Below are 24,756 nucleotides of genomic sequence, written 5' to 3'. Positions count from 1 at the left end.
ACGTCGATGCGCAGCGAAACAAGCGGCCTGGTGTCGCGTGATCCTGTTGCCTCGCGTCCGCTGTGGATCCAGTGGTTTCGGCAAGACGGACTACGCGACACCAGGTATCACCGGCGTGGTTACCGCAGGCAGGTGATCCAGTAGCTTCCCTCGAGATCCCGGCTGACGCCATGGGTCTCGCTGGGGAAACCGGGGAATTCCCGGTCGAACGTTTCCAGCGCGCGCAGATAACGCAGCACGGGACCGTCCGCGTCGCCGGTACTCTCACCGGGCATGAGCACCGGGATTCCCGGTGGGGTGGTGACGACCTGCGTCGCGACGGTACGTCCGGCGATGTCGGCGAGGCGCACCGGTTCCGTTCCACCGCGAATGAGGCGCTGGTAGGTCTGCGCCGGGGTGAGCACGGCCGGGGTCGGATGGGTGAACGCCTCGTCGAGCAACGCGGTCAACGCGCTCTTGCTGAGCTGTGTGTGCATCTGTGCGCAGAGCCCGGACAGCGTGAGGTTCCGATACCGGTCTGGATGGGCTTTCACGAGGTCCGGCAGGACGTCGGCGACGGTCGCCTCCGAGTCATACAGACTCTTGAAGTCCAGCAACGCGTCGAGCAGGGTGCCCCACTTGCCTTTGGTGATACCCATCGAGAACAGGATCAGGCAGGTGTACGCGTCGGTCTTCTCCACGACGATCCCGCGTGCCTCCAAGTACATCGTGAGAATACGGGCCGGGATGCCCAGCTCGGAGACGTTGCCCCGCGCGTCCACACCCGGGCAGGTGATCGACACCTTGATGGGATCGAGCAGGCAGTAGCCGTCCTCCATGCCTTCAAAGCCATGCCAGTCCGCGCCGGGAGCCAGGGTCCAGCAACCGGGCACGGTGCGCAGCAGCTCGAGCGGGGCGTCGGCGAAGGCGTGCAGCCGCCCGGTGGCGGGGTCGGTGACCTCGGTCGGCTGCCAGGTGCCGAAGAACCAGCCGGGCCGGTCACCGGCCTCGCGGATGCGCACGCCGAGCCGGGCCACCGCCTGGCGGAACCGGATGGCCTCGGTGATCGCCTCGTCGGTGAGCCACCGGCCGCCCGCGCCGTCCATCATGGCGGCGGCCACGTCGAGCCCGGCGATCATGGGATACATCGGCGAGGTGGTGGCGTGCATCATGAACGTCTCGTTGAACTGCCGGTGCTCGACCGGTGATCTCGGCGAGTTCTTGACGTGCACCATCGAGCTCTGCGACATGGCGGCGAGCAGCTTGTGTGTCGACTGGGTGGAGAAGACCGTCGGTCGCACGTCGTCGGGCAGCGCGCCGGCGTCGACGGACATGCCGTAGCGGCGGGCGTAAAGCGGATTGAACCGGGCGTAGGCGAACCACGCTTCGTCCAAGTGCAGCCGCGGCACGGACGCGCCGAGCAACTCGGCGACGCGGACGGCGTCGTAGCACAACCCGTCGTAGGTCGAGTTGGTGATCACCGCGTACACGGGTTCCGCGGCGGCGGCCCCCTCGGTGAACGGGCTGCGACGGATCTGGGCCGCCACCGCTTCGGCTGCCATGACCGACGGCGGGATCGGTCCCATGAGCCCGTAACCGTTGCGTGTGGGCACGAGGTAAACCGGTCTGCCTCCGGTGAGCGTCAAGCCGTGGTAGATGGCTTTGTGGCAGTTGCGGTCGACGAGCACCAGCTCGTCGGTGGCGATGCCGGCGTGGCACGCGATCCGGTCCGCGGTGGAATCACCGTGCAGCACGAAGTACGTCAAGTCCGCGCCGAAGATCCGCGCGGCGTTGCGCTCGGCGTCGCCGATCGGGCCGGTGTGTTCGAACAGCGACCCGAGTTCGGCGACGGAGATCGACAGGTCGGTGCGAAACAATCGTTCGCCGTAGTAGTCGAAGAACGCCCGGCCGGCCGGTGATTTCAGGAATGCCACGCCACCCGCGTGCGCCGGGGTGTGCCATGAGTACTCGTGCGTGTCCTCGAACCGGAGCAGCTCGCGGAAGAACGGCGGAAGCACACCGTCGAGGTACCTCTGGGCGGCGACCCCTATCCGGCCGGCGATGAACGCGGGCGTGTCTTCGAGCAGCCAGACGTAGCCGGACACCACCTCCGAAACCCATAACGGAAGATCGTCGACCGAGGCCGCCGTGGTCACCAGGAAGACCGGAAGCTTGGTGAACCTCCCCATGAGCGCCTTCAGCACGGTCTCCGGCGTATCGAGGTCCCACGACACCAACGCCGCCGAGAGATCCGCCCGGCTTTGCGTCAGTGCCAGCGCGTCCTCGGCCGTGTCCGCCCACGCGACCGCATGTCCCTCGTCGCTCAGGCAGACGCAGATCCGGTCCAGCTGATCGCGCGTCACCGCGCCACTCGAAGAACGATCCAACGCTACCAACACCGTTGAGCGAGACACGTCGACTCATTCCGCCGGGCGACAGGGTTCTTCAAGCAGTCTTGGGCCGAATGGCCTATCTGTCGATGCCGCGAACGCGTGGAGAATTCACCCCGGATGGATCAACACCCACGCGGTCGTCCCGTCCATGAGACGCCATACGAGCGATCGGGCTGTGCGCAAGAGTGACACGGCGGCGACCGAAGCGAGCGATTGCGGCGTGTGCGTCGCACCAGTGACACAGTTCCGGCTGGATCGCCATCGCCGAGGCCCGACCGGCGGGACGCCGGTGTCCAGACGGCCGCGCCGATCAGCCCCAAAGCTCCCGGATACGGGGGAAGATTCCCTGGTTGTGGGCGAACTCGACGGTATTGCCGTCGGGATCGGTCACCGCGGTGGTGTAACCGATGTCTTCGCCATATCCATCGGCTCCCAGCGAGGAGGGCTGCCGATCTCATGCTCGCGCCGCGATCCGATCTACGTCCGCTCGGTCAGGCGGCAGGCCCGGCGCCAGCATCACAGCGATTCGCGCGTGTCCTTCTTCGAGCGACTGAAGACCGATGATCTGCGACAACTCCCGGACATCTGGACGCGGCTCGGTTCCGATCCCGCCACCGGGAACTGCTGACCCGCGACGTCGGGGGTGTCGACAGCGGCAGCGCAATGGTCACAGGGCCGACTCCTCCGCCGGAACTGGCGTGAGCAGACTGAGCCTTGCGACTTACGCGAGATCCGCAATCAGCCCCGCGCTGATACGGACCGTGCGTTGGATAGCGCGTCAGGCATACAGCTGTCCACCACCAGGAGGCGGTGCCGTGGCCGTACTTCAGGCCGGCGGCCGGGCGCCGCATCTGACGAGGACCGCGAGGCGCTACTGAAGGCCTTCTCGACATCGCCTTTTACTTGGTCTTGGCCGGGGCTACCGTAGGTGCCACGGTGCCGGCCAAGAGCCTGCACCGCGTAGCGCGCGTCGGACGGAGTGAGCACTTCAGAGGTGGAGTTGATGCGTGATGGAACGACGCGTGTCGGTTGCGACGCATTGGGGCAGTTTCGTCGCCGTAGTCGATTCCGGCCGGTTGTTGCGAATCGAGCCGAGGCACGATGACCCCGCGCCATCGCCTATCGGCCCCGGAATGGTGGCTGCCGCCGACGACAGCGCTCGCGTGTTGCGTCCCGCAGTGCGTAAGGGGTGGCTGGACGGTGAGCCTCGCGCCCACGGCGCGGCCAGAGGCACGGATGCCTTCGTGGAGGTGAGCTGGGACCAGGCGATCACACTGGTGAGCGATGAACTCCGTCGAGTTCGGTCACAACACGGAAACAGCGCGGTCTTCGGCGGATCCTACGGTTGGGCGAGTGCGGGCAGGTTCCACCACGCGCAGGGACAACTCCACCGGTTCCTGGCGCTGGGCGGGGGTTACACCGACTCTCGCAACACCTACAGCACCGCGGCTTTGGAGGTCATCCTCCCCCATGTGGTCGGCGGTCATCCGTGGAGCTACCAAAGCCGGATGCCGATGTGGGACGAGATCGCCGAAAACTGCGAGCTTGTGGTGGCGTTCGGAGGGCTGGCCCTCAAGAACAGCCAGATCAACCCTGGCGGGCTGGCCAAGCACCAGACGCAGAACCTGCAACGCCAGTGTCGTGAGGCCGGGGTGCGATTCGTGAACATCAGCCCCATCCGCAGCGACGTCGCCGACTTCCTCGACGCCGATTGGCTACCCGTCACCCCCAACACCGACACCGCCGCGATGCTCGGCATCGCTCACACGATGCTGGTCAACGGGTGGCACGATGAGGACTTCCTTCGCCGGTGCTGCGTCGGGTTCGACCGCTTCGCCTCATACCTGGTCGGCGAGCTCGATGGCATTCGGAAGGACGCTGCCTGGGCGGCGAAGATCACGGGCATCAGTCGCGACGCGATCACCGACCTCGCTCGCCGTCTCACCACCCGACGTTCTCTCATCATGGTCAACTACGCGGTGCAACGGGCAGACCACGGCGAACAACCGATCTGGATGTCTGTCGTGCTGGCCGCCATGGCGGGCTCGATGGGGCGGCCTGGGTGCGGCTGGGGCGCGGGTTACGCGACGATGGACGCCACGGGCGTCGTCAAAGACCGCGCCTTCGTGGCGACGATACCGGAGGTTTCCAACCCGGTTCCGGATTTCATCCCTGTCGCGAGGATCGCCGACACCCTGCTGCATCCGGGCGAGGTCATCGACTACGACGGCAAGCATCTCACCTTGCCCGAGCTTCGCCTGATCTACTGGTGCGGAGGGAATCCGTTTCATCACCACCAGGATCTCCATCGCTTGACCCGCGCCTGGCAGATGCCTGACACGGTGGTGGTTCACGAAGCCTGGTGGAACACGACGGCCAAGTTCGCGGACATCGTCCTTCCCGTCGCCACCAGCTTGGAGCGTGACGACTTCGCCGCCGGATTCTCGGACCCCCACCTCGTCGCGATGCCGAGAGTCCGCGAGCCGGCGGGCGAGTCGCGTACCGATCATCGAATTTTCGCCGCCTTGGCCTCCCGGCTCGGATTCGAACAGGAGTTCACGGAGTCGCGCTCCGAGATCGAATGGGTCCAGCACCTTTACGAACAGACGAGGGCCAAGCTCGGCGGCGATGCCGCCTTGCCGAGCTTCGACGACTTCTGGCGAAGCTCCACCGCCGAACTGCCGGCGCTGACCGAACCATTTCCCGGCAGCTTCGAGGCCCTCCGTTCAGATCCGCAGCGTTTCCCCCTGTCGACGCCGTCGGGCCGGATCGAGATCTTCTCGGAGAAGATCGACTCGTTCGACTACGACGACTGCGCCGGGCACCCGAAGTGGTTCGAGCCGGCAGAGTGGCTTCACGCTGATCTATCGGACCGGTTCCCGCTGCACCTGGTCTCGAATCAGCCCGCCTCACGCCTGCACAGCCAGTACGACAACGGTGACCACAGCCTCGATTCGAAAATCCGCGGTCGTGAGCCCGTGACGATCAATCCGTCGGACGCCGCGGCGCGCGGCATCGAGAGCGGCATGATCGTGCGCGTCTACAACGATCGAGGCAGCTGTCTCGCGGGCGCGGTCCTGTCGGACGCTGTCATGCCGGGCGTCGTACAACTGTCCACGGGAGCGTGGTGGGATCCGGTCCAGCCGGGTCTGAGCGGAACACTGGACCGCCACGGCAATCCGAACGTTCTCACAGCGGATCGACCGTGCTCGCGCCTGTCCCAAGGACCGAGTGCTCTCAGTACGCTGGTCGACGTCGAGTCATACGACGGACCCCTTCCCGATGTGCTCGCCTTCGCACCACCAAGCCTCGTGCCGCCCGGTTGACGTTCACCACGACAGTTCGGCACCCACGCGATCAAACCGGTGGGCAGCGACACCTTCGCCGTCGACGACCGGCAGCATCTGATCGTTGGTGACCACTCCGCACGGCTCGGCGAGCGCGGTCCCCGGTCGGTGAAGTCGGATGCCACCGTCCACGCAGACGATGGCGGCACCACCCGAACGAATGATCCGACTTCCCCGGTGGTCGCGTCGCCTGGACATTCGGCATAGCTCCACTACGTTCCGCGGACATGCCTGGAGTTCGCGATCTCAAGTACCGCCAGTGGTTCAAAGGCGCAGACGTCGACGGAGACGGGGTGATCACCCGTCAGGACGTCCGGTTGATGGGCGAGCGCTACATCGCGGCCCGTGGTGCCGCGCCGGAGTCCCCGACCGCCCGCCGCCTGACCGACGGATTGGACGCGTTCTGGACCGCCGTGATCGCGCCGATGGACCGCGACGGCGACGGGAAGGTCGATCTGCGGGAGATGACCGACGGGTTCCGGCGAGCACTGACCGATCCCGCCCTGTACCCGCAGCAGGTCGGACCGGTGGCCGACTGCTATTTCGACCTGATCGACCTCGACGGCGACGACAGGGTCGACCAAGCGGAGTTCAAGGAAATCTTCGGTTTCGCGGGCAATGTGCCCGCCGATGACTGTGCCGCGGTCTTCGACGCGTTGGACGTGGACGGCTCAGGCGGGCTGGATCGCACCGAGTTCCACCAAGCGCTCGCGGAGTTCTTCTACGGCGACGACCCGGACGCCGCCGCCACGCACCTGTTCGGCAGGATCGGCAGCTGACCGGCCGCCGCGCGCCGATCTGCTTGATCGGCGCGGCGGCATCGTCGCCGAATTTCGGTGTGGTCCGGAGATCGACGTTGCCCGGCACCGATCCGGAGTCACGGAGAACCCCTGACCGCCATTGACTGCGGTCACCGTCGGCTTGGGAACAAGCCAGACTCCCGGGCTCGCGCGGTCCGGCGCAAACTCACCACACGAGACAAGTTCTTAGTCCGCGTCGTGATCTGACGATCACGTATGGGCGAGGGAACGGCAGATCTGCACCATCACTCACAAAGCTCTGGCCGGTTCCATAGGTGACCACCACAGGCCCGGCGCACGAGCTCCAGTCCACGTAGATGAGAGCACCGTCGCCGCGCCAGGATCGAGATACAGCGCAGGACTATGAGCAGAGCCGTCCTGGCATCGGCTTTGTCGCGGCTCGGTGTTGGTGTCGGCGCCACCATTCCGACCAGCCCCGGGTATCGACGACGCGTGCGGTGGTTCGATGACGAGTTGGCCGGGACGCGCCTGATTTCGTTGCGTGTCAACGGGAAAGTCCTGTGGCCGATCAGCATGGACGTGAGCGGTGGCGAGGGGATCCGGTACGCCACCTTTACCTTGCCCAACGATGGTATGTCCGATTCAGTACCAATGGGGGTACCGGATACTTTACAGAGCACTACGGTCAGGTGTTGATCGATCTGACACTACTGAATCCCGTCCCATGCTGGACTCCCTCTTTCTGTGCAGGAGGCCGAAAAATCATGTGGATCCGACGTATGTCCATGATCGCCGCCGCCGTCGTTGCCGGGTCACTCTTTGCGGGACCCGCGGCAGTGGCCGGGTCATCGACTGAGCCGCCGATCGAAACTTTCATCATCGGCGGCAAGGTCGTCACCACTCCTTACTCGTTCTTCGCGTCACTGCAACGCAATGGTCGTCATTTCTGCGGGGCGTCGCTGATCGCCCCGCAATGGCTTGTCACGGCAAGGCACTGCGTCCAGGGCTCCACCGGTGGCGGTTTCTCCGCTCGGATCGGCGCGGTCAACACCGGCTTCGGCGGCGAACTCATCACCGCGGCAAGCGCGACCCTTGGCGCGAACGACATCGCCGTGGTGAAGCTGTCGAGAGCAGCCACTTCCACGCCGATCAAGATCGCGGCCTCCAGCCCGGCCGTCGGCACCGTCAACAAGCTGATCGGTCACGGGCAGACGTGCGGCACCCCTGGCTGCGGTGGTTCGTCGCCACAGCTTCGCGAGGTGGGCACCACTACCGTCGCGGACTCCAGGTGTACCGCCGATTTCAAGCGAGGCAAGGAGATCTGCTTCCAGGGCGCACCCGGAACCAGTGCCTGCTATGGCGATTCCGGAGGACCTTCCGTTTTGGGTGGTGAGCTGACCGGCGCTACCAGCCGATCCGGTAACAACAGCAGCAACTGTCTCAATGGTCCCGGAATCTACAACAGTGTTCCCGGCTATCGGACCTGGATCAACCAGGTCACCGGCGGTGCGGTGACCGCGTGGGAGGCGACGTTATAGCTCCTCGATGGTCTTGACCTGAGCTCTCGGCCGACGATCGTTCGTCAACGATCGTCGGCCGGGAGCCAAAGCACGTGCAAGGGCAAGGCTTGGACCGACGTCTATCGCGATAGCGACCAGCCACCGGATCAACCAAGGCGGCTACCGGAACTGCGCGGGAGTTCATTCACGTCTGTGGTCCGTCGGGCTATGACTGAGGTATCCAAGGCGCGTGTCCAGCTCTCGTTTGGATTTGACAACATCGAAGAGAGCATTTTTACGCCAGTGAGCGGACTTCTGACCTTCTTACTGCGGCGGCAGTGTCATGCCGGCCATGTTCTCGGCGTCCGGTTCTTCTTTCACGTGTCGAGGCCGAACGGCTGCTGCGCAGTGCCACGGTCACGATGTGGCCGTGACCGGTAACGCATGATCGGGCCCACGAGACATACCGGCGTTGACCATCATCGCGCCGGTAGCTCGCCGTGTACGCGCCGGAGAACGACCCGAACCACCTGCTCGGCCGCCCGAACGGCTACGCCTCGAAGACCGCCTTCAGTGAGTCGCGGGTCGAGCCGTCCGACGTCGAATACCTGGGTCTGGACGCGGCGGGTCGGTCGAGGTTTTCCACGACGAGGCCGGCGCGAAGGCACGGATGGCCTTCATCCAGTCGGTGTCGGGGAACTTGCCCTCGGTCGGCGAATACGACTATGTGAAGGCCGCGCTGAGCGGCTGACCTCGTTCCGGCGCTCAAGGAACGTTTGTGCTCGACGGGCCATCAGCGCCGCCCGCTACCTCGTTGACGCCGCGACGGGGCGCACGGCAGCTCCACGGCCTATGGCGGACGGGCGCGGTGGGTCGAGTACCGCATGCGCTACGGCGCCGGCGCAGCGGGTGGCCGGCAGCCCGGGCGGTGTGCGTCAGGGAAGCCCGCGAAGTTCACGTTCGTCGGTCCGGCCGATCGGTGGTGCGACTGTTCGGCCAAGCGGTGTCGTCGCGGGAAAGCAAGACTGAAGATTTTCGGTCAGGTCTGATAGCTTCGCGGTCGGGCTTGTCCGAAATGTCCGCACCGGCGGAGTGGGCAGGCGCTTTCCCTCAATGAACCGGAGGTGTGACATGGAGAAGCTGGCCGAGAAGATCGCCCGTGATGACGTGTGGGCCAAGTGGGTCGCGGCGAACTCGCAGCTGTCCGCCAAGGAGGGCTGCATCTCCCGCAAGGAGGGCTGTATCTCCAGGTGAGCTGATTCCACCATCGCGGGCGGCAGGGTGGCTCGTCCTCCTGCCGCCCGCGTTGTCCGCCCACCGCCGATTGGAATTCTGGTGCAGCCGACTGCCGAGATGCTCGACCATGTCCGGGATGTCCCGCTCTACCGGGAATCGCTGGCCGCCGGGACGTTCCCGGTGCTGGAGAAGGACGTCATCGCCCAGGGGTTTCCGGACAACTTCATGACCCCGGCGCTGGCCGAGGCGCTGGAGACGGGCGCGGCAGAGTTCGTGCTGTCCACCGGCACCAACCACGCGCGGATGCAGCTGATCCGCCCGCCCTACTTCCTGCTCAAGTCCTACTACCGCCTCTGGTCGGAACACCCGGCGATCTCACACTCCTGGCGGGCCGGTTGCCCGCGGGTTTCGGTGACCACCGTGCTGGCCACCGAGCACGTCGCGCGGGTCAACGCCGTCAAGCGCGGTGAGCGGCCCGCCGAGCACCCGCCGTTGTCCGACCGTCGGCTCGATGAACGCACGGTGTACGTCAACCAGCAGCTGGATCCGGCGTTGTGGACCCGTGCCGAGGTCGAGCGAATGCTGGCCGAGATCGAGCAGACCCGCGCCGGCCACGCCGCGGGCGAATACCACCTCGACTGCTCCGGATACCACCTCGCGCATCTGGTGGACAAGGTGCGCGAGTTCGGGTTGGAGCTGCCGAAGCCGTCGAGCATCGTGCACGCCTACGAGTACACGCCGGACAACGTGTCCCGGTTCCTGCGCGGTCATTTCGACTGCCCGATCGTCGACCTGTTCGGCAGCACCGAGCTGGGTTACCTGTACTACAGCGATGGCGGGGGCACCTACCACCCGTACCTGGACAGGATGGCGGTGGAGTTGCTCCCGGTGGAGCCGGGCAGCACGCTCTACGCGGTGATCGTGTCCAGCATCCGCAACGAGTGGATGCCGCTGATCCGCTACCGCTCCGGTGACCTCGCCCGTACCGTGGACGGTTCCCCCGACCCGGCGCGCATCGCTCGCTTCTGTGGCCGGGAGAAGGAGCTGATCCGCGTCGGTTCCACGCTGCTGTGCCACGGCGACCTCGACCGCTGGATCGGCGAGACGGCGCCGGAGATTTTCCTCTACCGGTTGCGCGTCGGCGAGGGCGCGACAGCCGAGCTGGAGTACACGACTTTCGACCGGCGGCCCACGCATACCGCCGCACTGGTCGCGGCGCTCGCCGAGCATCTGGAGCTCGCGGTGACGCCGGTGCACCGCGAGCACATCCCGATCGGCAAGTCCGGCAAGTATGCCTGGCTGCACCCCGCATCCCGCACCCGTTGACCCCCGATTCCGGATCTGGAGCCCATCGTGCTTGTCACCCCCGCCGATCTGCGCGTCCTGCTTGGCGAGGACCTGCACACCGAAGTGGTGGTGTACTTCACCACCAAAACCGACCACCCAAGGGACTTCGTAGAGCGCCAAGTCCTGGAGTGCCTGCGCTACCTGTATCTCGTCTCCGCCCATCAGGACCAGCTGGCGGGCACGTTCTTGCCGGTGGAGCAGGAGATCGACGAGGTGTGGCACTACCTGATCCTGCAGACCCGCGAGTACCGGGAGTTCTGTACCCGGTTGCCGGGCGGATTCTTCATCGAGCACCGCAGCATCAGCTACACCGAGTACGCCGAAGAGGCGCCGCGCGAGCGCACCGCGGCGGAGGCGCTGCGGTGGATTCCGCTCTACCGGGCGGCGTTCGGCCCATACGACGAGGGCGCGCTACCCCATTGGACGATGGTCCGCTTCCTGCACGAACAGCTGGACATGTCGATGGAGCAGATCGCCGAGCTGGACATGGCCGCCATCTGAACCTGAACCCGGGCCTGCCCGGACCCGGCTCAGTCCCGTGCGGCCACCGCCCGGCGTCCGGCCATCGCCACCGCGATCCCGACCGCGAGTTGCACCGCCAGCACGACAGCGAACGCGGTGGCGTGGCCGGCACCGACGAGTCCGGTGTAGACGGACCCGAGCCCCGCCACCCCGATCGCCATCGAGCCCTGCTGGGTGGTCACCAGCACGCCCCCGCCAACCCCGGCGTACTCGGTCGGTACGGCGGCGAGCACCGAGATCTGCGACGACCCGACCACCAGCGCCTGCCCCCAGCCGATCAGCACCAACCCGGGCAGGACCCACCACACCGCGCCGTCGAGCAGTAGCACGCCGAGCAACCACAGCACCCCCGTGGCCTGCACCAGCGCTCCGGCGGCCAGCACGCCGTCACCGAGCTTGGCGCGCAACCCCGGCACGGCGAACGACCCGGCCAGGAACGCCGCCGACATCGGCGCGACGGCCAGCCCGGCCAGTGCCGGGTCGAGCTTGAATCCGTTCTGCAGCGTCAACGGCAACGCGAACAGGTACCCCGCCCAAGTCGCCAGGAAAGGCGCCACCAGCAGCAATCCGCCGCGCACCCGTGGCTCGGTCAGCACCGATGGCGGCAACAGCGGCATCCGCCCCTGCTTGACGACCCAGTTCTCCGTGCGCCACAACGCCACCGCCGCGAACGGCGCTCCGACCAGCAGCGCGATGGTCCACCACGGCCAGCCCAGCAGCAGCCCCCGGTTGAGCCCGACCAGCAGCAGCACGATCGTGGCGGCCAGCAGCGCGGTGCCGCGTAGATCGACGCCGACCGGATGCGGCGACCGGGTGTCGGGCACCAGCAGCAGGACCAGCACCACCGCCGTGATCCCGAGCGGCAGGTTCACCAAGAAGATCAGCCGCCACGAGGCGCCCCACAGATCGGCCTGCACCAGTATCCCGCCCAGCACCAGCCCGAGGATCGCGGCGAGCCCGCTGACCGCGGCGTACCGGCTCATCGCCCGCGGTTTGCGCTCCGCGTCCTCGGCGGCCTGGATCGTACCCAGCACCTGCGGCGGGATCAGCGCGGCCGCCGCCCCCTGCAGGATGCGGGCGGCCACCAGCCAGTCAGCTGTCCCGGCAAGCGCGCACAGCAGCGACGCGAGCGTGAACACCACCAGCCCCACGACCAGGACTCGCCTACGCCCGTAGGCGTCGCCGAGCCTGCCACCGAGTACCAGGAAGACGGTGAACGCCAACCCGTATCCGGCCACCACCAGCTCCAGGTCGGCACCGGAGGCGCTCAGGTCGGCGGCGATGGTGGGCAGCGCGACGTTGACGATGAAAGAGTCCATCATCGGCAGCAGCGCGGCCAGCAGCACCACCGCCAGCCCGAGCGACCCCAGCTTCCGCCGCTTGACGATGGTCATGCGATCCGGAACCCCCGGTAGCCCTCGGTCGCGACCCCGTCGCAGATTCGCCGGTAGACGTCCAACCCTCCGGCGAAGGGCGCGAACACCCGCGCCTTACCCTCGATGTTGGCGCCCAGATAGTAGGAATCGGTGTGCGGGTACAGGGTTTTACCCGCCAGGTCGGCGACCTTGGCCACCCAGTCGTCCTGGGCGGACTCGATCGCCTCGATCTCGGTGATGCCGTGCTCCCGGGCGTGGACGAGCAGATCGCGCACCCATTCGACGTGGTGCTCGATCGCGCGCATCATGTTGGACAACACCATGGTGCTGCCGGGGCCGGTGAGCGTGAACAGGTTGGGGAATCCGGCCATTGCCAATCCGAGATAGCTGCGCGGCCCGGCCCGCCAGGTATCGGCGAGCAGCCGCCCGTCGCGGCCGGCGATGCCCATCCTGGTCAGTGCCCCGGTCAAGGCGTCGAACCCGGTGGCCAGCACGAGCACGTCCAGCTCGTGGTCGCCACCGGTGGTCCGGATTCCGGTCTCGGTCACTTCCTGGATCGGGTCATCCCGCAGGTCCACGAGCCTGACGTGCGGGAGGTTGAACGTCTCGTAGTAGTCGTCATCGACGCACAGCCGCTTGGTGCCGATGGGGTAACCGGTCGGCGTGAGTGCCCGCGCGGTCTCCGGGTCGTGCACTGCCTCGCGCACGCGATCGCGGAAGTAGTCCGCCAGCACCGCGTTCGCGGTCAGGTCGCGACCGGTGTCGGTGAAGGTCGCCACGATGTGCGTGCCACCGCGCGCCCACCCCTTGTCGAACTCCGCGGTGCGCCCCGCGGGGTCGGTCTCCAGGGCGGCCCTGCCGGTGCCGGTCACCGGATGCCCGAACCGGGTGGTGCGGGCGTTCTCCACCCTCTGCTCGTACCCGGCGACGGCGGCGTCCCGCTCGGCCTGGGTGAGCGGCCGATTGCGGGCAGGGACGCTGAAGTTGGCCGTACGCTGGAAGACCACCAACTCGGCGGCCGCCTTGGCCAGTTCCGGCACCACCTGGATCCCGGAGGACCCGGTGCCGATCACCCCGACCCTCCGCCCGGCCAGCTCGACCGGTTCGGCCGGCCACCGCGAGGTGCGCAGCACCGTCCCACCGAACCGTGCCAGACCCGGAATAGCCGGAGTGTTGACCGCGGACATGCAGCCCACGGCCGTCACCACGAACCGGGCGCGCACGCGCTCATCGGTGTCGGTGGTCAAGGTCCAGGCGCCATCGGCAAAAGCCGCGCCGGTGATCGTGGTGCCGGTGGTGATGTGCGGCCACAACCCTCGCCGGTGGGCGAAGTGCTCGGCGTAGCGCAGAATCTCCGGTTGGGTGGCGAACCGCTCCGACCACTGCCAGGTCGCGTACAGCTCCCGGTCGTGCAGGTAGGAATAGTCCAGACTCTCCACGTCGCACCGCGCGCCGGGGTAGCGATTCCAGAACCAGGTACCGCCCACTCCGGTGGCCGATTCGTAAGCGTGGCAGGAAAACCCATGCTCGCGGAGGCGGTCGAGCATATACAACCCCGCGAACCCTGCCCCGATCACCGCGATGTCCAACACGGCGTCGAGATTACACAATCCAGTCAATCACTCCAGCTACGCCCGAAAGGGACCATGAGGACGTCATCCGGCGTTGACACTCGCCGCCTGGAAGATCGACGGGATCTGGCGACGCTTGTGCTACCCCCATTGAGCGCAGCTCGCAACACCAGGTCGGGCCAGGGCGGCACAGTCCTGTCGTGGATGCCTGCGGTGGCTGGTCTCAGACGTCGAGTGGATAGGCCGGAGACACCTCTTGGGAGTGGACGATGACGTCGAACCACTCGGCGAGCGAACCGCCGGAGAGGTGGTGCACCTCATCGTCGGCGGGATTGTAGGCGGGGCCGACCAACCGGGTCTTCGCCGGCCGACTCAGCCATGCCTGGACCGGCTCCGGGCGCGTGACACGAAGATCCAGCAGATAGGCGTCCATGCCGGTACTTCCCAGCGTGGCCTCGGCGAACCCGGCGGGCGGCGCGGGGACGGCGTAGGACGCCGACCCGTGGTGGAAGGTCAACCCCACCGAAAGATGCCCGGCGCCGAAATGCTCCCTGAGGTAGCTGCCCGCACTGCGATGGATCTCCCGCGGCGGTTCGGTGGAAACGGCGCGCGTCCTGCCGTTCACCATATGTGCCATGCCACCCCAGTAGACGATCTTGTGTCCGGTGTGTTCGTGCCACCGAATCGTATTCTCGGCCAGCAACCGTTCGATGTCGGCGAGACTGCCGGGTAGAGCCGCCACCCGTGAAATCCCGGCCATGTTGGCGATGCGGATCGGATCGGCTGGATTTCGCTCGTTGTGGCGACGCATCCAGCCGACGACATCAAGGAGTTCCCGGGTTCGCCAGAATGACCTGGCGCCGGCCAGCAACGCTCGAGGGTCGCCGACGCCGGTTCGCACGTACTCATCGAGCGCGACACTCGTGACGTCGTCCCCTTCGAGCACAAGAGAACGGAATCCCAGTTCCTCGACAGAAAACCTCAATATCCGCTGGGAAACGACGGAGAGCTCGTGCGTGTCGCGAGCCGAAGCGCCGAGCACGACCAGATTCGCGTCACGCACCATGCCGCGCAGTGGCGCCAGATCGGTGAGCGGCCCCTCGGGATCGAGAGTGACCAGGGGATGTGCGTACTGGTGGATCCACCGCGTCGGCGCGTCGGTCATCGAGGTCGTCATGGGATCATTCTCATCCCTGAACTATGGTAGAGGTCTAGTCGAAATCGTGCGCCAGTGCGACAACTCTCATCCAGCCATGAGGAGCACCGTTCGCACATCGGCATGAGCGGTCAGCCGCGAACACGCCCTCTCGGCATGACGCGAGCCTGGTCGATACGTATCGACCGCGTCGCGGCATGAGAGTGCGTTGTGCCCCCTCCGTCTTTCGGGTTCGTATTGACCCGACCGGCACTCGGTGTTATGCATGAGTCATGCATGATTCGCGGACTGGGAACCTGTTGGGTGCCGCGGCGCTGGCGGTCACCGACCTCACACTCGCCGGCACCACGGGAACGGCGCGGCTCAGCGCCAGTGGGGCCGCGGCCCTGGTGGTCCTGGCCACCGCGCCGAAGATCAGCGTGACCGACCTGGGCCGCCGCGTCGGACTGAGCCAATCAGCCGCGGCACGGATGGTGGACTCGCTGCAAGCCGCCGGGTTCGTAGAGCGACGCCCGGGGGCCAGCCGCGAGGTCGCCGTCCAGCTCACACCGACGGGCCGACGCACGGCGCGCGACATGCTGGCTTCTCGCACGAAAGTGCTGACCGACGTACTCGAAGTGCTCAACGACCGTGAACGCGACACTCTCGCCGCGCTGCTGGCCAAAATGCTGCCGCGCCTCTACGAGCGAATCGGCAGCGCAGACCTGCTGTGCCGGCTATGTGACCGCCATACCTGTACGACCGACGCGACGTGTCCGGTCGGCCAAGCCGAGCGCGACCACCGGCTCTGATCATGGCGACGCTGCTCGCACTGGCCTCCGCCTTGTGCTACGGCCTGTCCGACTTCGGCGGAGGTCTACTGGCCCGCCGGATCCACTTCGCGACTGTCGCCTTCCTCGGGCAGACCGGCGCCCTCGTGGCCACGGCGGTGGCTGTCCCGCTCAACTCGACAGGCGCGCCGGCACCGGCAGATCTTGCCTGGGGCGGACTGTCCGGCCTCGGGACCGGCGTCGGCATGCTCTTCTTGTTCCGGGGGCTCAGCCGCGGGGCGATGAGCACGGTGGTACCCGTCAGCGCGGTGGGCGGCCTGGCGCTCCCGGTCCTGGTCGGCGTCCTGCTGCTCGGCGAACGACCATCGCCTCTGTCCTGGCTTGGCATCGCGGTCGCCGTTCCGGCTCTCTGGCTCGTGTCCACCACCGGCGACAAACTCCGCCTCGCGGCATCACCAGCCCTGGTCGACGGCCTGATCGCCGGGGTCGGCATCGCGCTGCAATACCTCGCGCTGGCCCAGTCGGGACCACAATCCGGGCTCTGGCCGGTCCTGTCGGGCCGGGTCACCGCACTGCTCACCCTGCTGCCGCTGATCTTCGCCACCCACGCGTCGTTGCGGCTGCGACCGTCGGCCACCCTGGCCTGTGCCGCGACAGGTGTCGCGGCAGCCCTCGCGCTCGCGTGTTACCTGGCAGCCGCCAGACTCCAACTCTCCGTGATCGCCGTCGCGCTGTCATCGCTCTATCCCGCCGTTCCAGTCCTGCTCGGCATCACCACCCTCCGCGAACGACTGACCCGCTTCCAGATCGCCGGACTCATCGGAGCCGGAACCTCAATCGCCCTGCTCGCCATCACCTGACTCCAGACCCAGTAGGACGTCGCGAGGTCGCCCGAGACAGAGCGCGTTCACCCATACATGACAGAGCAAAAACCCCAGTACGCCGCAAAGGGTCAACTACGACGCCTGATCGGGCTCAGGCACACTTCTCCCCATACCCCTCCTTGTCCGTGTCCGAACTAGTCACGGAACCGATCCGTCGCCTCCAACAACGCTGCCAGTACGCCGGGCTCGTCGTACGTGTGCCCGGCACCCGGCACGATCACCAGTTCCGACTCCGGCCATGCCTTGTGCAGGTCCCACGCGGAAATCGCGGGCGCGGCGACGTCGTACCGCCCCTGCACGATCACACCGGGAATGTCCTTCAGGGCAACCGCGTTCCGGATCAGCTGTCCCTCCTCGAGCCACCCGTTGTTCACGAAGTAATGGTTCTCGATCCGCGCGAACGCCAGCGCGTACTCCGGCACGGCGAATTCCGCCACCAGTTCGGGCCGGGGAAGCAGCGTCACCGTCGCGCCCTCCCAGGTACTCCACGCGACAGCGGCCGGCCCGTGCACCTCGGGGTCGGGGTCGGCGAGCAGCTTGGCGTACAGCTCGACAGGATCGCCGTCGAGCCCCGCGATCGGCGCCATGAATTTTTCCCACAAGTCCGGGAAGACGTGCGCCGCGCCACCCCGGTAGTACCAGTCCACTTCGGACGAACGCAGCGTGAAAACCCCGCGCAGTACCAGCTCCGACACGCGTTCCGGGTGCTTCTCGGCGTACGCCAACGCCAGCGTCGACCCCCAGGACCCACCGAACACCTGCCACCGCGAGATGCCCAGCGACTCTCGCAGGCGTTCGATGTCGTCGACGAGATGCCAGGTCGTGTTCGATGACAGATCAGCCGACGCCGAAGCGTGCGGCAGCGACCGCCCGCACCCGCGCTGGTCGAACAGGACGATCCGATAGGCCGACGGGTCGAACAACCGGCGGTGCGACGGTGAGCAGCCGCCGCCGGGTCCACCGTGCAGGAACACCACAGGCTTGCCGTCGGGGTTTCCGCATTCCTCCCAGTACACGAGGTTGCCGTCACCGGTGTCCAGGTGGCCTGACGCGCGGGGCTCGATCTCCGGATACATGAAGCTATCGTCGGACACATGGCGCAGTTCTTGGAAGAGACGTCGACCACAGGGGCGTTCGTCCGGCGACCCGATCACGCGTCCTCCTGTCACGGGCTTGACCGACCGGCGCGAAACGAGGGACCGCAAGGGACTGCGAGTCCTCGATGCCACCGGCGCACGAGCCACTCTCGAGGAGTCGATCGATCTGCGCCGGGTCTGTCCCGTGATCAGTGTCTCCGGCGTTGTTGAGCAGTAGATTTCGGCTCCCGGCCGGCGGTCACCGAACGTGCTGACAAAGGCCTTCAGCACAGGCTTCGTGCGCCGTGAGACGCACCGGCGCACCAGACGAACGACTCGCACTCCCGCCCACACCAGCACGGCGAGTACGGCGGCGAGCAGATACTCGACCGCCGGAATCCGGATCACTTCGTCAATCCGGTCGAGTCCTCGCCAGAGGTAGACCGCGAAGGCGGCCACGAGCGACACTCCGGCGATCCACCATCGCGCGGCTCGGCCGAGTCCGACGCCGTGCATCTGTGTGAGGACGAAGATGGCGACGAAACCGAACAAGAACATCGGCCACATGCCGTCAGGACCGGAGTTCATCACCGCGACGAGCGTGCCGTGCACCGCCACCAAGGCTTCGAGGGTGAGTGTCCACCATCGGTCGGTATGTGCGGCGGTGAACATCAGGCTGCTCTGCAACAGAAGAAGAAACAGGTAGAAGAAGCCGATGAGGTGACCACTGGTGGATTCCATCGGGTGATACCAGAAGGTGTAGATCGCAGCCCAGCTGAAGAGGTACCCATGGTACTTGCGGGCGACTCGGGTCACCTCAGCCGAGATCGGCGCCGACCAGGTGAGCACGAGGCCGCGCCGTTTGTTCTCCATGATCAGCACGACGACGAGCAGCAGCACGACCGATCCTTGAGAGCTGAAGATCGACACGTCCTGCGCGAGACCGTCGTAGAAGAGATGCGTCTGCGCGGTGTGCAACGCGATGAACAGGCCGTTCGCGATCAGGGCGATGACGTTGACCGGGTGCAGACCGGCGGTGTAGCGCCGCCCCCGCGTTTGCGCGTAGTAGATCAACCCCCACGACACCAGCTGATGCAACGCGTATCCCACCCAGGCCGTCGCGCGGGTCCACACCGTCGGATCGGGAAGCTTCCAGTAGTACCAGGACGCACCCTGATCCGGCAGCAGGACGACGCTGTCCAGACGTTGTCCGAGTAACCACACCAGGCCGGTGAGCAACGCGCTGCCCAGCACCCCGAAGACCACGACCGAACGCATCGGGCGGCGCATATCGTTAAGCACGCTGAATATTATGCATATGAGCAGCAGGCTGAAGAACCCCTTGCCTCGATGAGCTTCACTTGCCACGATGTTCAGCACACTGAACGAAATCGGAGGGCCATCGGTGACCCGCTATCGCTTTCTCGTCAACGGTGAACGGCGTGAGGTGGATGTCAGCGGCGACACTCCCCTGCTCTGGGTGCTCCGCGAATCACTGGGGCTCACGGGGCCGAAATACGGATGCGGAGTCGGGGCCTGCGGTGCCTGCACCTCGCATGTCGACGGCGAGCCGCGACGACCATGCGTGCTGACCGCCGCCGAGAGCGCCGGAGGACGCATCACCACGATCGAAGGCCTGTCCCGAAACGGTGATCATCCGGTTCAACGGGCATGGCGGGAACTGGACGTCGCGCAATGCGGATACTGTCAGCCCGGCCAGATCATGGCGGCCGCGGCACTGCTGGCGCGAGACCCCGATCCCGACGACGACGCGATCGGCTCCGCGCTGCGTGACAACGTGTGCCGGTGCGGAACCTATCCGCGGATCCGGGCGGCGGTCCGCCGTGCGGCGCACCTGCTGCGGGAGCGACGATGATCTCGCGGCGTTCGTTCCTGCAGGGCACCGTGGCGGGAGCCCTGGTTGTCGGGATTCCCGTTCCGGCGCTGGCGGCGGGCCACGTCCTCGCCCCGACCGTGTTCGTCCGGCTCGACGCGAAGGGCACGGTCACGGCGACGGTGCCGCGGCCCGACACCGGCCAAGGGGTGCGCACCCTCGTGGCCTTGCTCGTGGCCGAGGAACTCGCGCTGGATGTGCACGACGTGCGAGTCGAACAGGCACCTGGCGACACCGAACGCTACGGCTCGCAAGCAGTAGCGAACTCGACCTCGACCCGGCAACTCGCCGAGCCGATCCGGCGAGCGTCCGCGACAGCGCGGTGTCTTCTGATCGCGGCGGCGGCCAGGCGGTGGGGTGTCCCTGCCGAGGCGTGTTTCGCCCTCGACGGCACGGTCCGGCACCCACGCCGCGGCCGTCTCCCCTACCGGCTGCTGGTATCCGCCGCGGCCGAGATCGATCCGGCGGGCGTGCCGGTCACGCTGACCCCGCCGGAACGATGGCGAATCCTGGGCCGGACCACCGCCGGCCGGGTGGACGCGGCCGAGATGGTCACCGGCCGCGCTCGGTACGGCCTCGACGCTCGCTCTCCCCGCACCCTCTCGGCGGTCGTTCTGAGACCACCTTGGCTGGGCGCGGTGCCCGACACCATCGACGATCGGGAGACCCGGGCGCAGCCCGGCGTGGTCGACGTCTTCCCGCTCAATCCCCCTGGCGACGGCCAAGGCGGCGTCGCGGTGCTGGCCCGGTCGACGCACGAGGCCATCCGAGGCCGCGCCTCATTGCGCGTGACCTGGCGAGGCGGCACACCGGACGCCGACTCCCGCGCCTGGATCGCCGACCTCGAAGCAGCACTCCCCGCCCGAAGCGCGTTTCCCGGTGTGCAGCGCACCTATCGGCTGCCTTTGCTCGCTCACGCCCCCATGGAACCGATGAACGCGACCGCCGAGGTCACCGCGGACCGGGTGACCGTCCGGACGCCGACTCAGGACCCCGGAGGCCTGCGAACCCTGCTGGCACGGCGGCTGGCGATCCCCGCGGCCGGCATCCGGGTGGAGGCGACCCTCTCCGGAGGCGCTTTCGGACGCCGAATCGAGCCGGACGCGGCACTGGAGGCGGTCGCCTGTGCCACACGCGCCGGAGCGCCGGTATCGGTGCTCTGGACCCGCGACGACGACACACGGCACGATTCGTACCGGCCCATGTCGGTGCATCGGCTCAGCGCCGAAACGGATGCGGCCGGGCTTCCGATCCGGCGTTCGCACGACGTCGCCACGTGGCCGCTGACCGTGATGCCGGCCTTCACCAATCCCGCGGTCATCCGTGCCGGCGGAGACCACTTCCCCTACTCCGTGCCCGGTGAAATCACCATCGCCGTGCGCCCCGCTCCCCTGCGCACCGGTTTCTGGCGCGCCGTGTACGCGGGTCAGTTCGGCTACGCGGAGGAGTGCTTTCTCAGCGAACTCGGCACGCGAGCGGGCGCGGATCAAGTCGATCTCCGTCGCACCTTGCTGCCCGCGGGATCTCGCCTGCGCGGTGTTCTCGACGTCGCCGCCCGCCGGGCGCGCTGGTCCCGCCCGCCCGCCCCGGGTGTGGGCCGCGGTGTGGCCTGTCATCTCGACTACGGCTCCGCGATCGCGGTCATCGCCCACGTCGACGGTGCGTCGAAACGGGTTGTCCGAGTCCACGCCGCCGTCGACGTCGGCGTCCCGCTGCATCCTTCCGGCGTGCGGGCTCAGGTGGAAGGCGGCGTGCTCGACGCGGTGTCAACGGTCATGGGCGCTCAGATCACAGTCCGGTCCGGCAGGGTGGCCGAGTCCTCGTTCCGCGACTACGCCTGGGCGAGGATCGATCAAGCGCCTGACATCGATGTGTCGCTCGTGTCGTCGGGATCGGACATCGGCGGATTAGGAGAACTCGCCTATCCTCCCGCGGCCGCCGCGATCGCGTCGGCCATGGCGGCGGCGACAGGCACACCCGTGGCCGGTATGCCCTCGGTGGCGCAGTGGGCTGATCTGGGATGATGACCTCATGGCCAAGGGAGACGAACTCGCGGTGGCTCGCCGCCCCGACCACGTGCGAGCCGATGTCGCCTCCTGGCCCACCGGTCGGCTGCTTTCGACGGCGGCCCGTCTCGTCGAGAAGCGCTTCGACGATTTCCTGGCCGGGCGCGGGCTCACCCACGCGGGGCTGATAGCCCTTCACCATCTGACCGAAGGCGTACGGTCGCAACGCGAACTCGCTGCCCTGTGCCGAGTCACCGACCAGACCATGAGCCGCACCATCGAGCACCTGGAACGTTCGGGGCACATCGCACGGTCGCAGGACCGCCGGGACCGTCGCCGCGTCTCGGTCAAGATCACCGCGGCGGGCAGGCGAGTGCTCGCCGCCGCTCGCCGCGAGGAGCGCGAATCCGACCTCCTGCTCGGCGTGGTCGAAGACTACGACCACTTCCGCACCCAGCTGATCGCCCTCATCGGGGCCGCCACACACGCGACATCCTGACCTGAATTCCCCTCCCGACACGAGCCGATCAACGTAGTACGGTCAGCGCCCCTGCGTCTCGGGCGTCATCCCGGTCCAGGTTCACCCGGTCGCCGCTGACCCCGACGCGCCTGGCTACCTGCCCAGTGACGACCTTGAGCACCGCACGCCTCATCGGCGCTGGCTCGTATCCACGATCCTGTTGATCTGGCCGCACCGCACCACACGCCCGAGTGAAAAGCCTGCTGTTTACCTCCCAACGCCACGGGTAGCCCGGGGTACGCGAGCCGGTGGCCGATGCCGGCTCTCATGAGGAACGCGAAGTTCCTCTCCTCCAGGAGGTTCACATGTCGCAAGGACCGGGCGGACAGGCACCACCGGAGCACGGGAACGGCGCACCGTCGAAGTCGCAAACAGTGAAAGAAGAGGCGAAGGAAGTCGCCGGGACCGCGGTCGAGCACGGCGGTTCGGTGGCGAAAACCGCCGTGGAGGAAGCGAAACACGTCGCCGAGCACAGCAAGCGGGAAGCTCGTGACCTTCTCCGCGAAGGACGCGGCCAGCTGGAGGACCAGGCACGCAACGGCCAACGGCAGGCCGCCCGCGGCCTGCACGACCTGGCGGGCCAGCTCGACCGCATGGCGGAAGGGACAGATTCCCCTGGTATGGCCAAGGATCTCACCCGGCAGGCTTCCGAACGCGTGCACGCGGTGGCCGATTGGCTCGACCAACGCGAGCCGGGTCAGCTGCTCGAAGAAGTACGGGGATTCGCCCGCCGTCGCCCGGGTACGTTCCTCCTCGGCGCCGCGATCGCCGGTGCCCTGGCGGGCCGGTTGACCCGCGCCGCCGTCGCGGGCAAGCCGGCTGACGACCACCAGGAGCCGACCGGCACGACGGCGGCACCGGCCGCTCCCCCGCTGCCCACCCCGGCGCCGCAAAACGAGTTGGCCGGACCAGGCGGTTTCTCGGCACCACAACCGCCCGCCGAGCCCCTCGGCACCCGGCCGTCCGCGACGGGTCAGGTGCCGCGATGACTCCGGCCCCGGGCACCACACCGCCCGCGGAACAGCATCCCGACGTCTCGGACTCCTCGGTCGGCGAACTCATGACCAACGTCATGAAGGACCTCTCCACCCTGGTCCGTCAGGAGGTCGAACTCGCGAAAGCCGAACTGAAGGCGGAAGCGGGTAAAGCGGCCAAGGGTGCCGGGTTGCTCGGCGGCGCCGGATTCGCCGGCTACATGGTTCTGCTGTTCCTGTCACTGGCGCTGTGGTGGGGCCTCGCCAACGTCATGGACCAGGGCTGGGCGGCGCTCATCGTGGCCGGCGTGTGGGCCGTCCTCGGAGCCGTGCTCTACACCACCGGCCGCGGCGCGATCCGCCGTGTCTCCCCGAAACCGGAGCAGACCATCGACACCCTCCAGCAAGTTCCCGACGCGGTGAAAGGCGGACGGTCATGACCGAGCAGGACAGGATCCGCCGGGAGATCGAGAAGACACAACGCTCCTTGGGCACCGACGTGAACGCCTTGACGGAAAAGGTCACTCCCGGCCGGATCATGGAACGCCGGGTCGGCCGGATCCGGGACGCGGCACACCGAGCGAAGGACACAGTGATGGGCAGTACTACCGAATACGCCGCGAAGGTCGGCGACAAGGCCGGTTCCGTGGCATCTACGGCACGCGAGAGCACGGCTGACCACGTGAGCTCGGTCGCCGAATCGATCGGTGAGGCCCCTCAAGCCATCAGTCGTGGCACACGAGGCAACCCCTTGGCCGCAGGACTGATCGCCTTCGGAGCGGGCTGGCTGGTCTCTTCTTTGCTGCCCGCCAGCGACCCGGAACGACGGCTGGCGGACCAGGCGACCGGCCTGGCCCAGGAGCACCTCCAGCCGGTGGCCCACCAGGTCGCCGAAGAGCTGAAGGACAACTTGGCCGAGCCGGTGAAGCAAGCTGCCGAGTCGGTCAAGTCCGAAGCCTCCGACGCCGCGTCCACGGTGACCGACGAAGCCCACGCGGCCACCGACGACGTCACCGGACGCGCACAGGAAGCGCAGCGGAACCTGCGGTCCTGATCCCCGACCGCAGGTGTGCCTGGAGACCTCCTCGGCGTCGTGTCCCTTGCCTCGACATGAGCATCACCGGATACGATCGCGAAAACCACTCTCGAGACATAAATGTCCCGAGAGTGGCTTTCGCGTCGGCCGCAGTCACAGGTGACGCGGCTTCGCGACAGGTAGGTTCGCTTCGCCCGCGGCTCCCGCTTGAATTCGGCGCCGTCGGGTGATCCCTGCCGCTGGGTCCTGGTGGCCGTCATCACGAGGAAAACTCGGGACGCATCGCCTGGCTGCTTCTCGTCGGTACAGGGGGTGGGGGGGGGGGGGGGGGGGGGGGGGGGGGGGGGGGGGGGGGGGGAGGGGGGGGGGGAGAGGGGGGGGGCGGGGAAGGAGGGAACAACGACGCCCT

Annotated in this window: 20 protein-coding genes; 15 read left to right on the top strand and 5 right to left on the bottom strand. The window is 67.2% G+C overall.

Annotation, left to right across the window (positions count from 1 at the left end):
• Window positions 1-119 precede the first annotated feature (119 nt).
• On the bottom strand, window positions 120-2,342 hold the full coding sequence (locus ACZ6DT_RS13100; RefSeq protein WP_465593207.1) for an Orn/Lys/Arg family decarboxylase: 2,223 nt from the start codon (window positions 2,340-2,342) through the stop codon (window positions 120-122).
• 382 nt (window positions 2,343-2,724) lie between these two features.
• Here ACZ6DT_RS13100 and ACZ6DT_RS13095 point away from each other — a divergent pair, with 382 nt between their 5' ends.
• The 7 genes from ACZ6DT_RS13095 to ACZ6DT_RS13065 all read left to right on the top strand — a co-directional run bounded on the left by ACZ6DT_RS13095 (window position 2,725) and on the right by ACZ6DT_RS13065 (window position 11,063).
• Complete coding sequence (locus tag ACZ6DT_RS13095) at window positions 2,725-3,000, top strand: hypothetical protein (RefSeq protein WP_465593204.1); 276 nt, start codon at window positions 2,725-2,727, stop codon at window positions 2,998-3,000.
• A gap of 382 nt (window positions 3,001-3,382) precedes the next feature.
• The gene (locus ACZ6DT_RS13090; RefSeq protein WP_465593970.1) at window positions 3,383-5,698 is read left to right on the top strand and encodes a molybdopterin-dependent oxidoreductase; all 2,316 of its coding nucleotides are present in this window, start codon (window positions 3,383-3,385) and stop codon (window positions 5,696-5,698) included.
• Between the two features lie 248 nt (window positions 5,699-5,946).
• Window positions 5,947-6,498, top strand: coding sequence for an EF-hand domain-containing protein (locus ACZ6DT_RS13085; RefSeq protein WP_465593201.1), 552 nt, complete (start codon window positions 5,947-5,949; stop codon window positions 6,496-6,498).
• A gap of 761 nt (window positions 6,499-7,259) precedes the next feature.
• Window positions 7,260-8,018, top strand: coding sequence for a S1 family peptidase (locus tag ACZ6DT_RS13080; RefSeq protein ID WP_465593199.1), 759 nt, complete (start codon window positions 7,260-7,262; stop codon window positions 8,016-8,018).
• Between the two features lie 1,092 nt (window positions 8,019-9,110).
• Window positions 9,111-9,233 carry a hypothetical protein gene (locus tag ACZ6DT_RS13075; RefSeq protein ID WP_465593196.1) on the top strand — a complete coding sequence of 41 codons (123 nt, stop codon included), beginning with the start codon at window positions 9,111-9,113 and terminating at the stop codon, window positions 9,231-9,233.
• Window positions 9,234-9,314: 81 nt separating this feature from the next.
• A complete protein-coding gene (locus ACZ6DT_RS13070) occupies window positions 9,315-10,541 on the top strand; it encodes a phenylacetate--CoA ligase family protein (protein WP_465593193.1) in 1,227 nt (408 codons plus the stop codon).
• A 27-nt stretch (window positions 10,542-10,568) separates the two neighbouring features.
• Entirely contained in the window at window positions 10,569-11,063 is a 495-nt protein-coding gene (locus tag ACZ6DT_RS13065; RefSeq protein WP_465593190.1) for a glycine-rich domain-containing protein, read from the top strand.
• Between the two features lie 29 nt (window positions 11,064-11,092).
• On the opposite strand, the gene ACZ6DT_RS13060 is transcribed toward ACZ6DT_RS13065, so the two are convergent.
• From ACZ6DT_RS13060 to ACZ6DT_RS13050, 3 genes are all read right to left on the bottom strand, one after another.
• Window positions 11,093-12,478 carry an MFS transporter gene (locus ACZ6DT_RS13060; protein WP_465593187.1) on the bottom strand — a complete coding sequence of 462 codons (1,386 nt, stop codon included), beginning with the start codon at window positions 12,476-12,478 and terminating at the stop codon, window positions 11,093-11,095.
• Window positions 12,475-14,052, bottom strand: a complete 1,578-nt coding sequence (locus ACZ6DT_RS13055; RefSeq protein ID WP_465593184.1) for a flavin-containing monooxygenase — start codon at window positions 14,050-14,052, stop codon at window positions 12,475-12,477. The genes ACZ6DT_RS13060 and ACZ6DT_RS13055 overlap by 4 nt, the downstream gene beginning before the upstream one ends.
• Window positions 14,053-14,254: 202 nt before the next feature.
• Window positions 14,255-15,208 carry an erythromycin esterase family protein gene (locus ACZ6DT_RS13050; protein WP_465593181.1) on the bottom strand — a complete coding sequence of 318 codons (954 nt, stop codon included), beginning with the start codon at window positions 15,206-15,208 and terminating at the stop codon, window positions 14,255-14,257.
• Between the two features lie 251 nt (window positions 15,209-15,459).
• Here ACZ6DT_RS13050 and ACZ6DT_RS13045 point away from each other — a divergent pair, with 251 nt between their 5' ends.
• The gene (locus ACZ6DT_RS13045; RefSeq protein ID WP_465593178.1) at window positions 15,460-15,978 is read left to right on the top strand and encodes a MarR family winged helix-turn-helix transcriptional regulator; all 519 of its coding nucleotides are present in this window, start codon (window positions 15,460-15,462) and stop codon (window positions 15,976-15,978) included.
• Between the two features lie 2 nt (window positions 15,979-15,980).
• Window positions 15,981-16,817 (top strand): EamA family transporter, encoded by an 837-nt coding sequence (locus ACZ6DT_RS13040; RefSeq protein WP_465593175.1) that lies wholly within the window; start codon window positions 15,981-15,983, stop codon window positions 16,815-16,817.
• Window positions 16,818-16,975: 158 nt separating this feature from the next.
• On the opposite strand, the gene pip is transcribed toward ACZ6DT_RS13040, so the two are convergent.
• Window positions 16,976-19,297 carry a prolyl aminopeptidase gene (pip, locus tag ACZ6DT_RS13035; RefSeq protein ID WP_465593172.1) on the bottom strand — a complete coding sequence of 774 codons (2,322 nt, stop codon included), beginning with the start codon at window positions 19,295-19,297 and terminating at the stop codon, window positions 16,976-16,978.
• A 25-nt stretch (window positions 19,298-19,322) separates the two neighbouring features.
• Here pip and ACZ6DT_RS13030 point away from each other — a divergent pair, with 25 nt between their 5' ends.
• From ACZ6DT_RS13030 to ACZ6DT_RS13005, 6 genes are all read left to right on the top strand, one after another.
• The gene (locus ACZ6DT_RS13030; RefSeq protein ID WP_465593967.1) at window positions 19,323-19,793 is read left to right on the top strand and encodes a (2Fe-2S)-binding protein; all 471 of its coding nucleotides are present in this window, start codon (window positions 19,323-19,325) and stop codon (window positions 19,791-19,793) included.
• Entirely contained in the window at window positions 19,790-21,835 is a 2,046-nt protein-coding gene (locus tag ACZ6DT_RS13025) for a xanthine dehydrogenase family protein molybdopterin-binding subunit (RefSeq protein WP_465593169.1), read from the top strand. The genes ACZ6DT_RS13030 and ACZ6DT_RS13025 overlap by 4 nt, the downstream gene beginning before the upstream one ends.
• Before the next feature lie 7 nt (window positions 21,836-21,842).
• Window positions 21,843-22,316, top strand: coding sequence for a MarR family winged helix-turn-helix transcriptional regulator (locus tag ACZ6DT_RS13020; RefSeq protein WP_465593166.1), 474 nt, complete (start codon window positions 21,843-21,845; stop codon window positions 22,314-22,316).
• 326 nt (window positions 22,317-22,642) lie between these two features.
• The gene (locus tag ACZ6DT_RS13015) at window positions 22,643-23,326 is read left to right on the top strand and encodes a hypothetical protein (protein WP_465593163.1); all 684 of its coding nucleotides are present in this window, start codon (window positions 22,643-22,645) and stop codon (window positions 23,324-23,326) included.
• Window positions 23,323-23,751, top strand: coding sequence for a phage holin family protein (locus ACZ6DT_RS13010; RefSeq protein ID WP_465593160.1), 429 nt, complete (start codon window positions 23,323-23,325; stop codon window positions 23,749-23,751). The genes ACZ6DT_RS13015 and ACZ6DT_RS13010 overlap by 4 nt, the downstream gene beginning before the upstream one ends.
• The gene (locus tag ACZ6DT_RS13005; protein ID WP_465593157.1) at window positions 23,748-24,365 is read left to right on the top strand and encodes a DUF3618 domain-containing protein; all 618 of its coding nucleotides are present in this window, start codon (window positions 23,748-23,750) and stop codon (window positions 24,363-24,365) included. Before ACZ6DT_RS13010 ends, ACZ6DT_RS13005 begins: the two co-directional genes overlap by 4 nt.
• Window positions 24,366-24,756 lie beyond the last annotated feature (391 nt).

The sequence above is a fragment of the Amycolatopsis sp. NPDC041971 genome (assembly GCF_055588925.1).
Note: the sequence above shows the minus strand (reverse complement) of the source record. Positions and strands in the feature narration are given on the sequence as shown.

Coding starts and splice junctions, on each gene's coding strand:
- ACZ6DT_RS13090 (WP_465593970.1), top strand. CDS start 3,383: ATGGAACGACGCGTGTCGGTTGCGACGCATTGGGGCAGTTTCGTCGCC.
- ACZ6DT_RS13085 (WP_465593201.1), top strand. CDS start 5,947: ATGCCTGGAGTTCGCGATCTCAAGTACCGCCAGTGGTTCAAAGGCGCA.
- ACZ6DT_RS13080 (WP_465593199.1), top strand. CDS start 7,260: ATGTCCATGATCGCCGCCGCCGTCGTTGCCGGGTCACTCTTTGCGGGA.
- ACZ6DT_RS13075 (WP_465593196.1), top strand. CDS start 9,111: ATGGAGAAGCTGGCCGAGAAGATCGCCCGTGATGACGTGTGGGCCAAG.
- ACZ6DT_RS13060 (WP_465593187.1), bottom strand. CDS start 12,478: ATGACCATCGTCAAGCGGCGGAAGCTGGGGTCGCTCGGGCTGGCGGTG.
- ACZ6DT_RS13050 (WP_465593181.1), bottom strand. CDS start 15,208: ATGACGACCTCGATGACCGACGCGCCGACGCGGTGGATCCACCAGTAC.
- ACZ6DT_RS13045 (WP_465593178.1), top strand. CDS start 15,460: ATGCATGATTCGCGGACTGGGAACCTGTTGGGTGCCGCGGCGCTGGCG.
- ACZ6DT_RS13040 (WP_465593175.1), top strand. CDS start 15,981: ATGGCGACGCTGCTCGCACTGGCCTCCGCCTTGTGCTACGGCCTGTCC.
- ACZ6DT_RS13025 (WP_465593169.1), top strand. CDS start 19,790: ATGATCTCGCGGCGTTCGTTCCTGCAGGGCACCGTGGCGGGAGCCCTG.
- ACZ6DT_RS13020 (WP_465593166.1), top strand. CDS start 21,843: ATGGCCAAGGGAGACGAACTCGCGGTGGCTCGCCGCCCCGACCACGTG.
- ACZ6DT_RS13015 (WP_465593163.1), top strand. CDS start 22,643: ATGTCGCAAGGACCGGGCGGACAGGCACCACCGGAGCACGGGAACGGC.
- ACZ6DT_RS13010 (WP_465593160.1), top strand. CDS start 23,323: ATGACTCCGGCCCCGGGCACCACACCGCCCGCGGAACAGCATCCCGAC.
- ACZ6DT_RS13005 (WP_465593157.1), top strand. CDS start 23,748: ATGACCGAGCAGGACAGGATCCGCCGGGAGATCGAGAAGACACAACGC.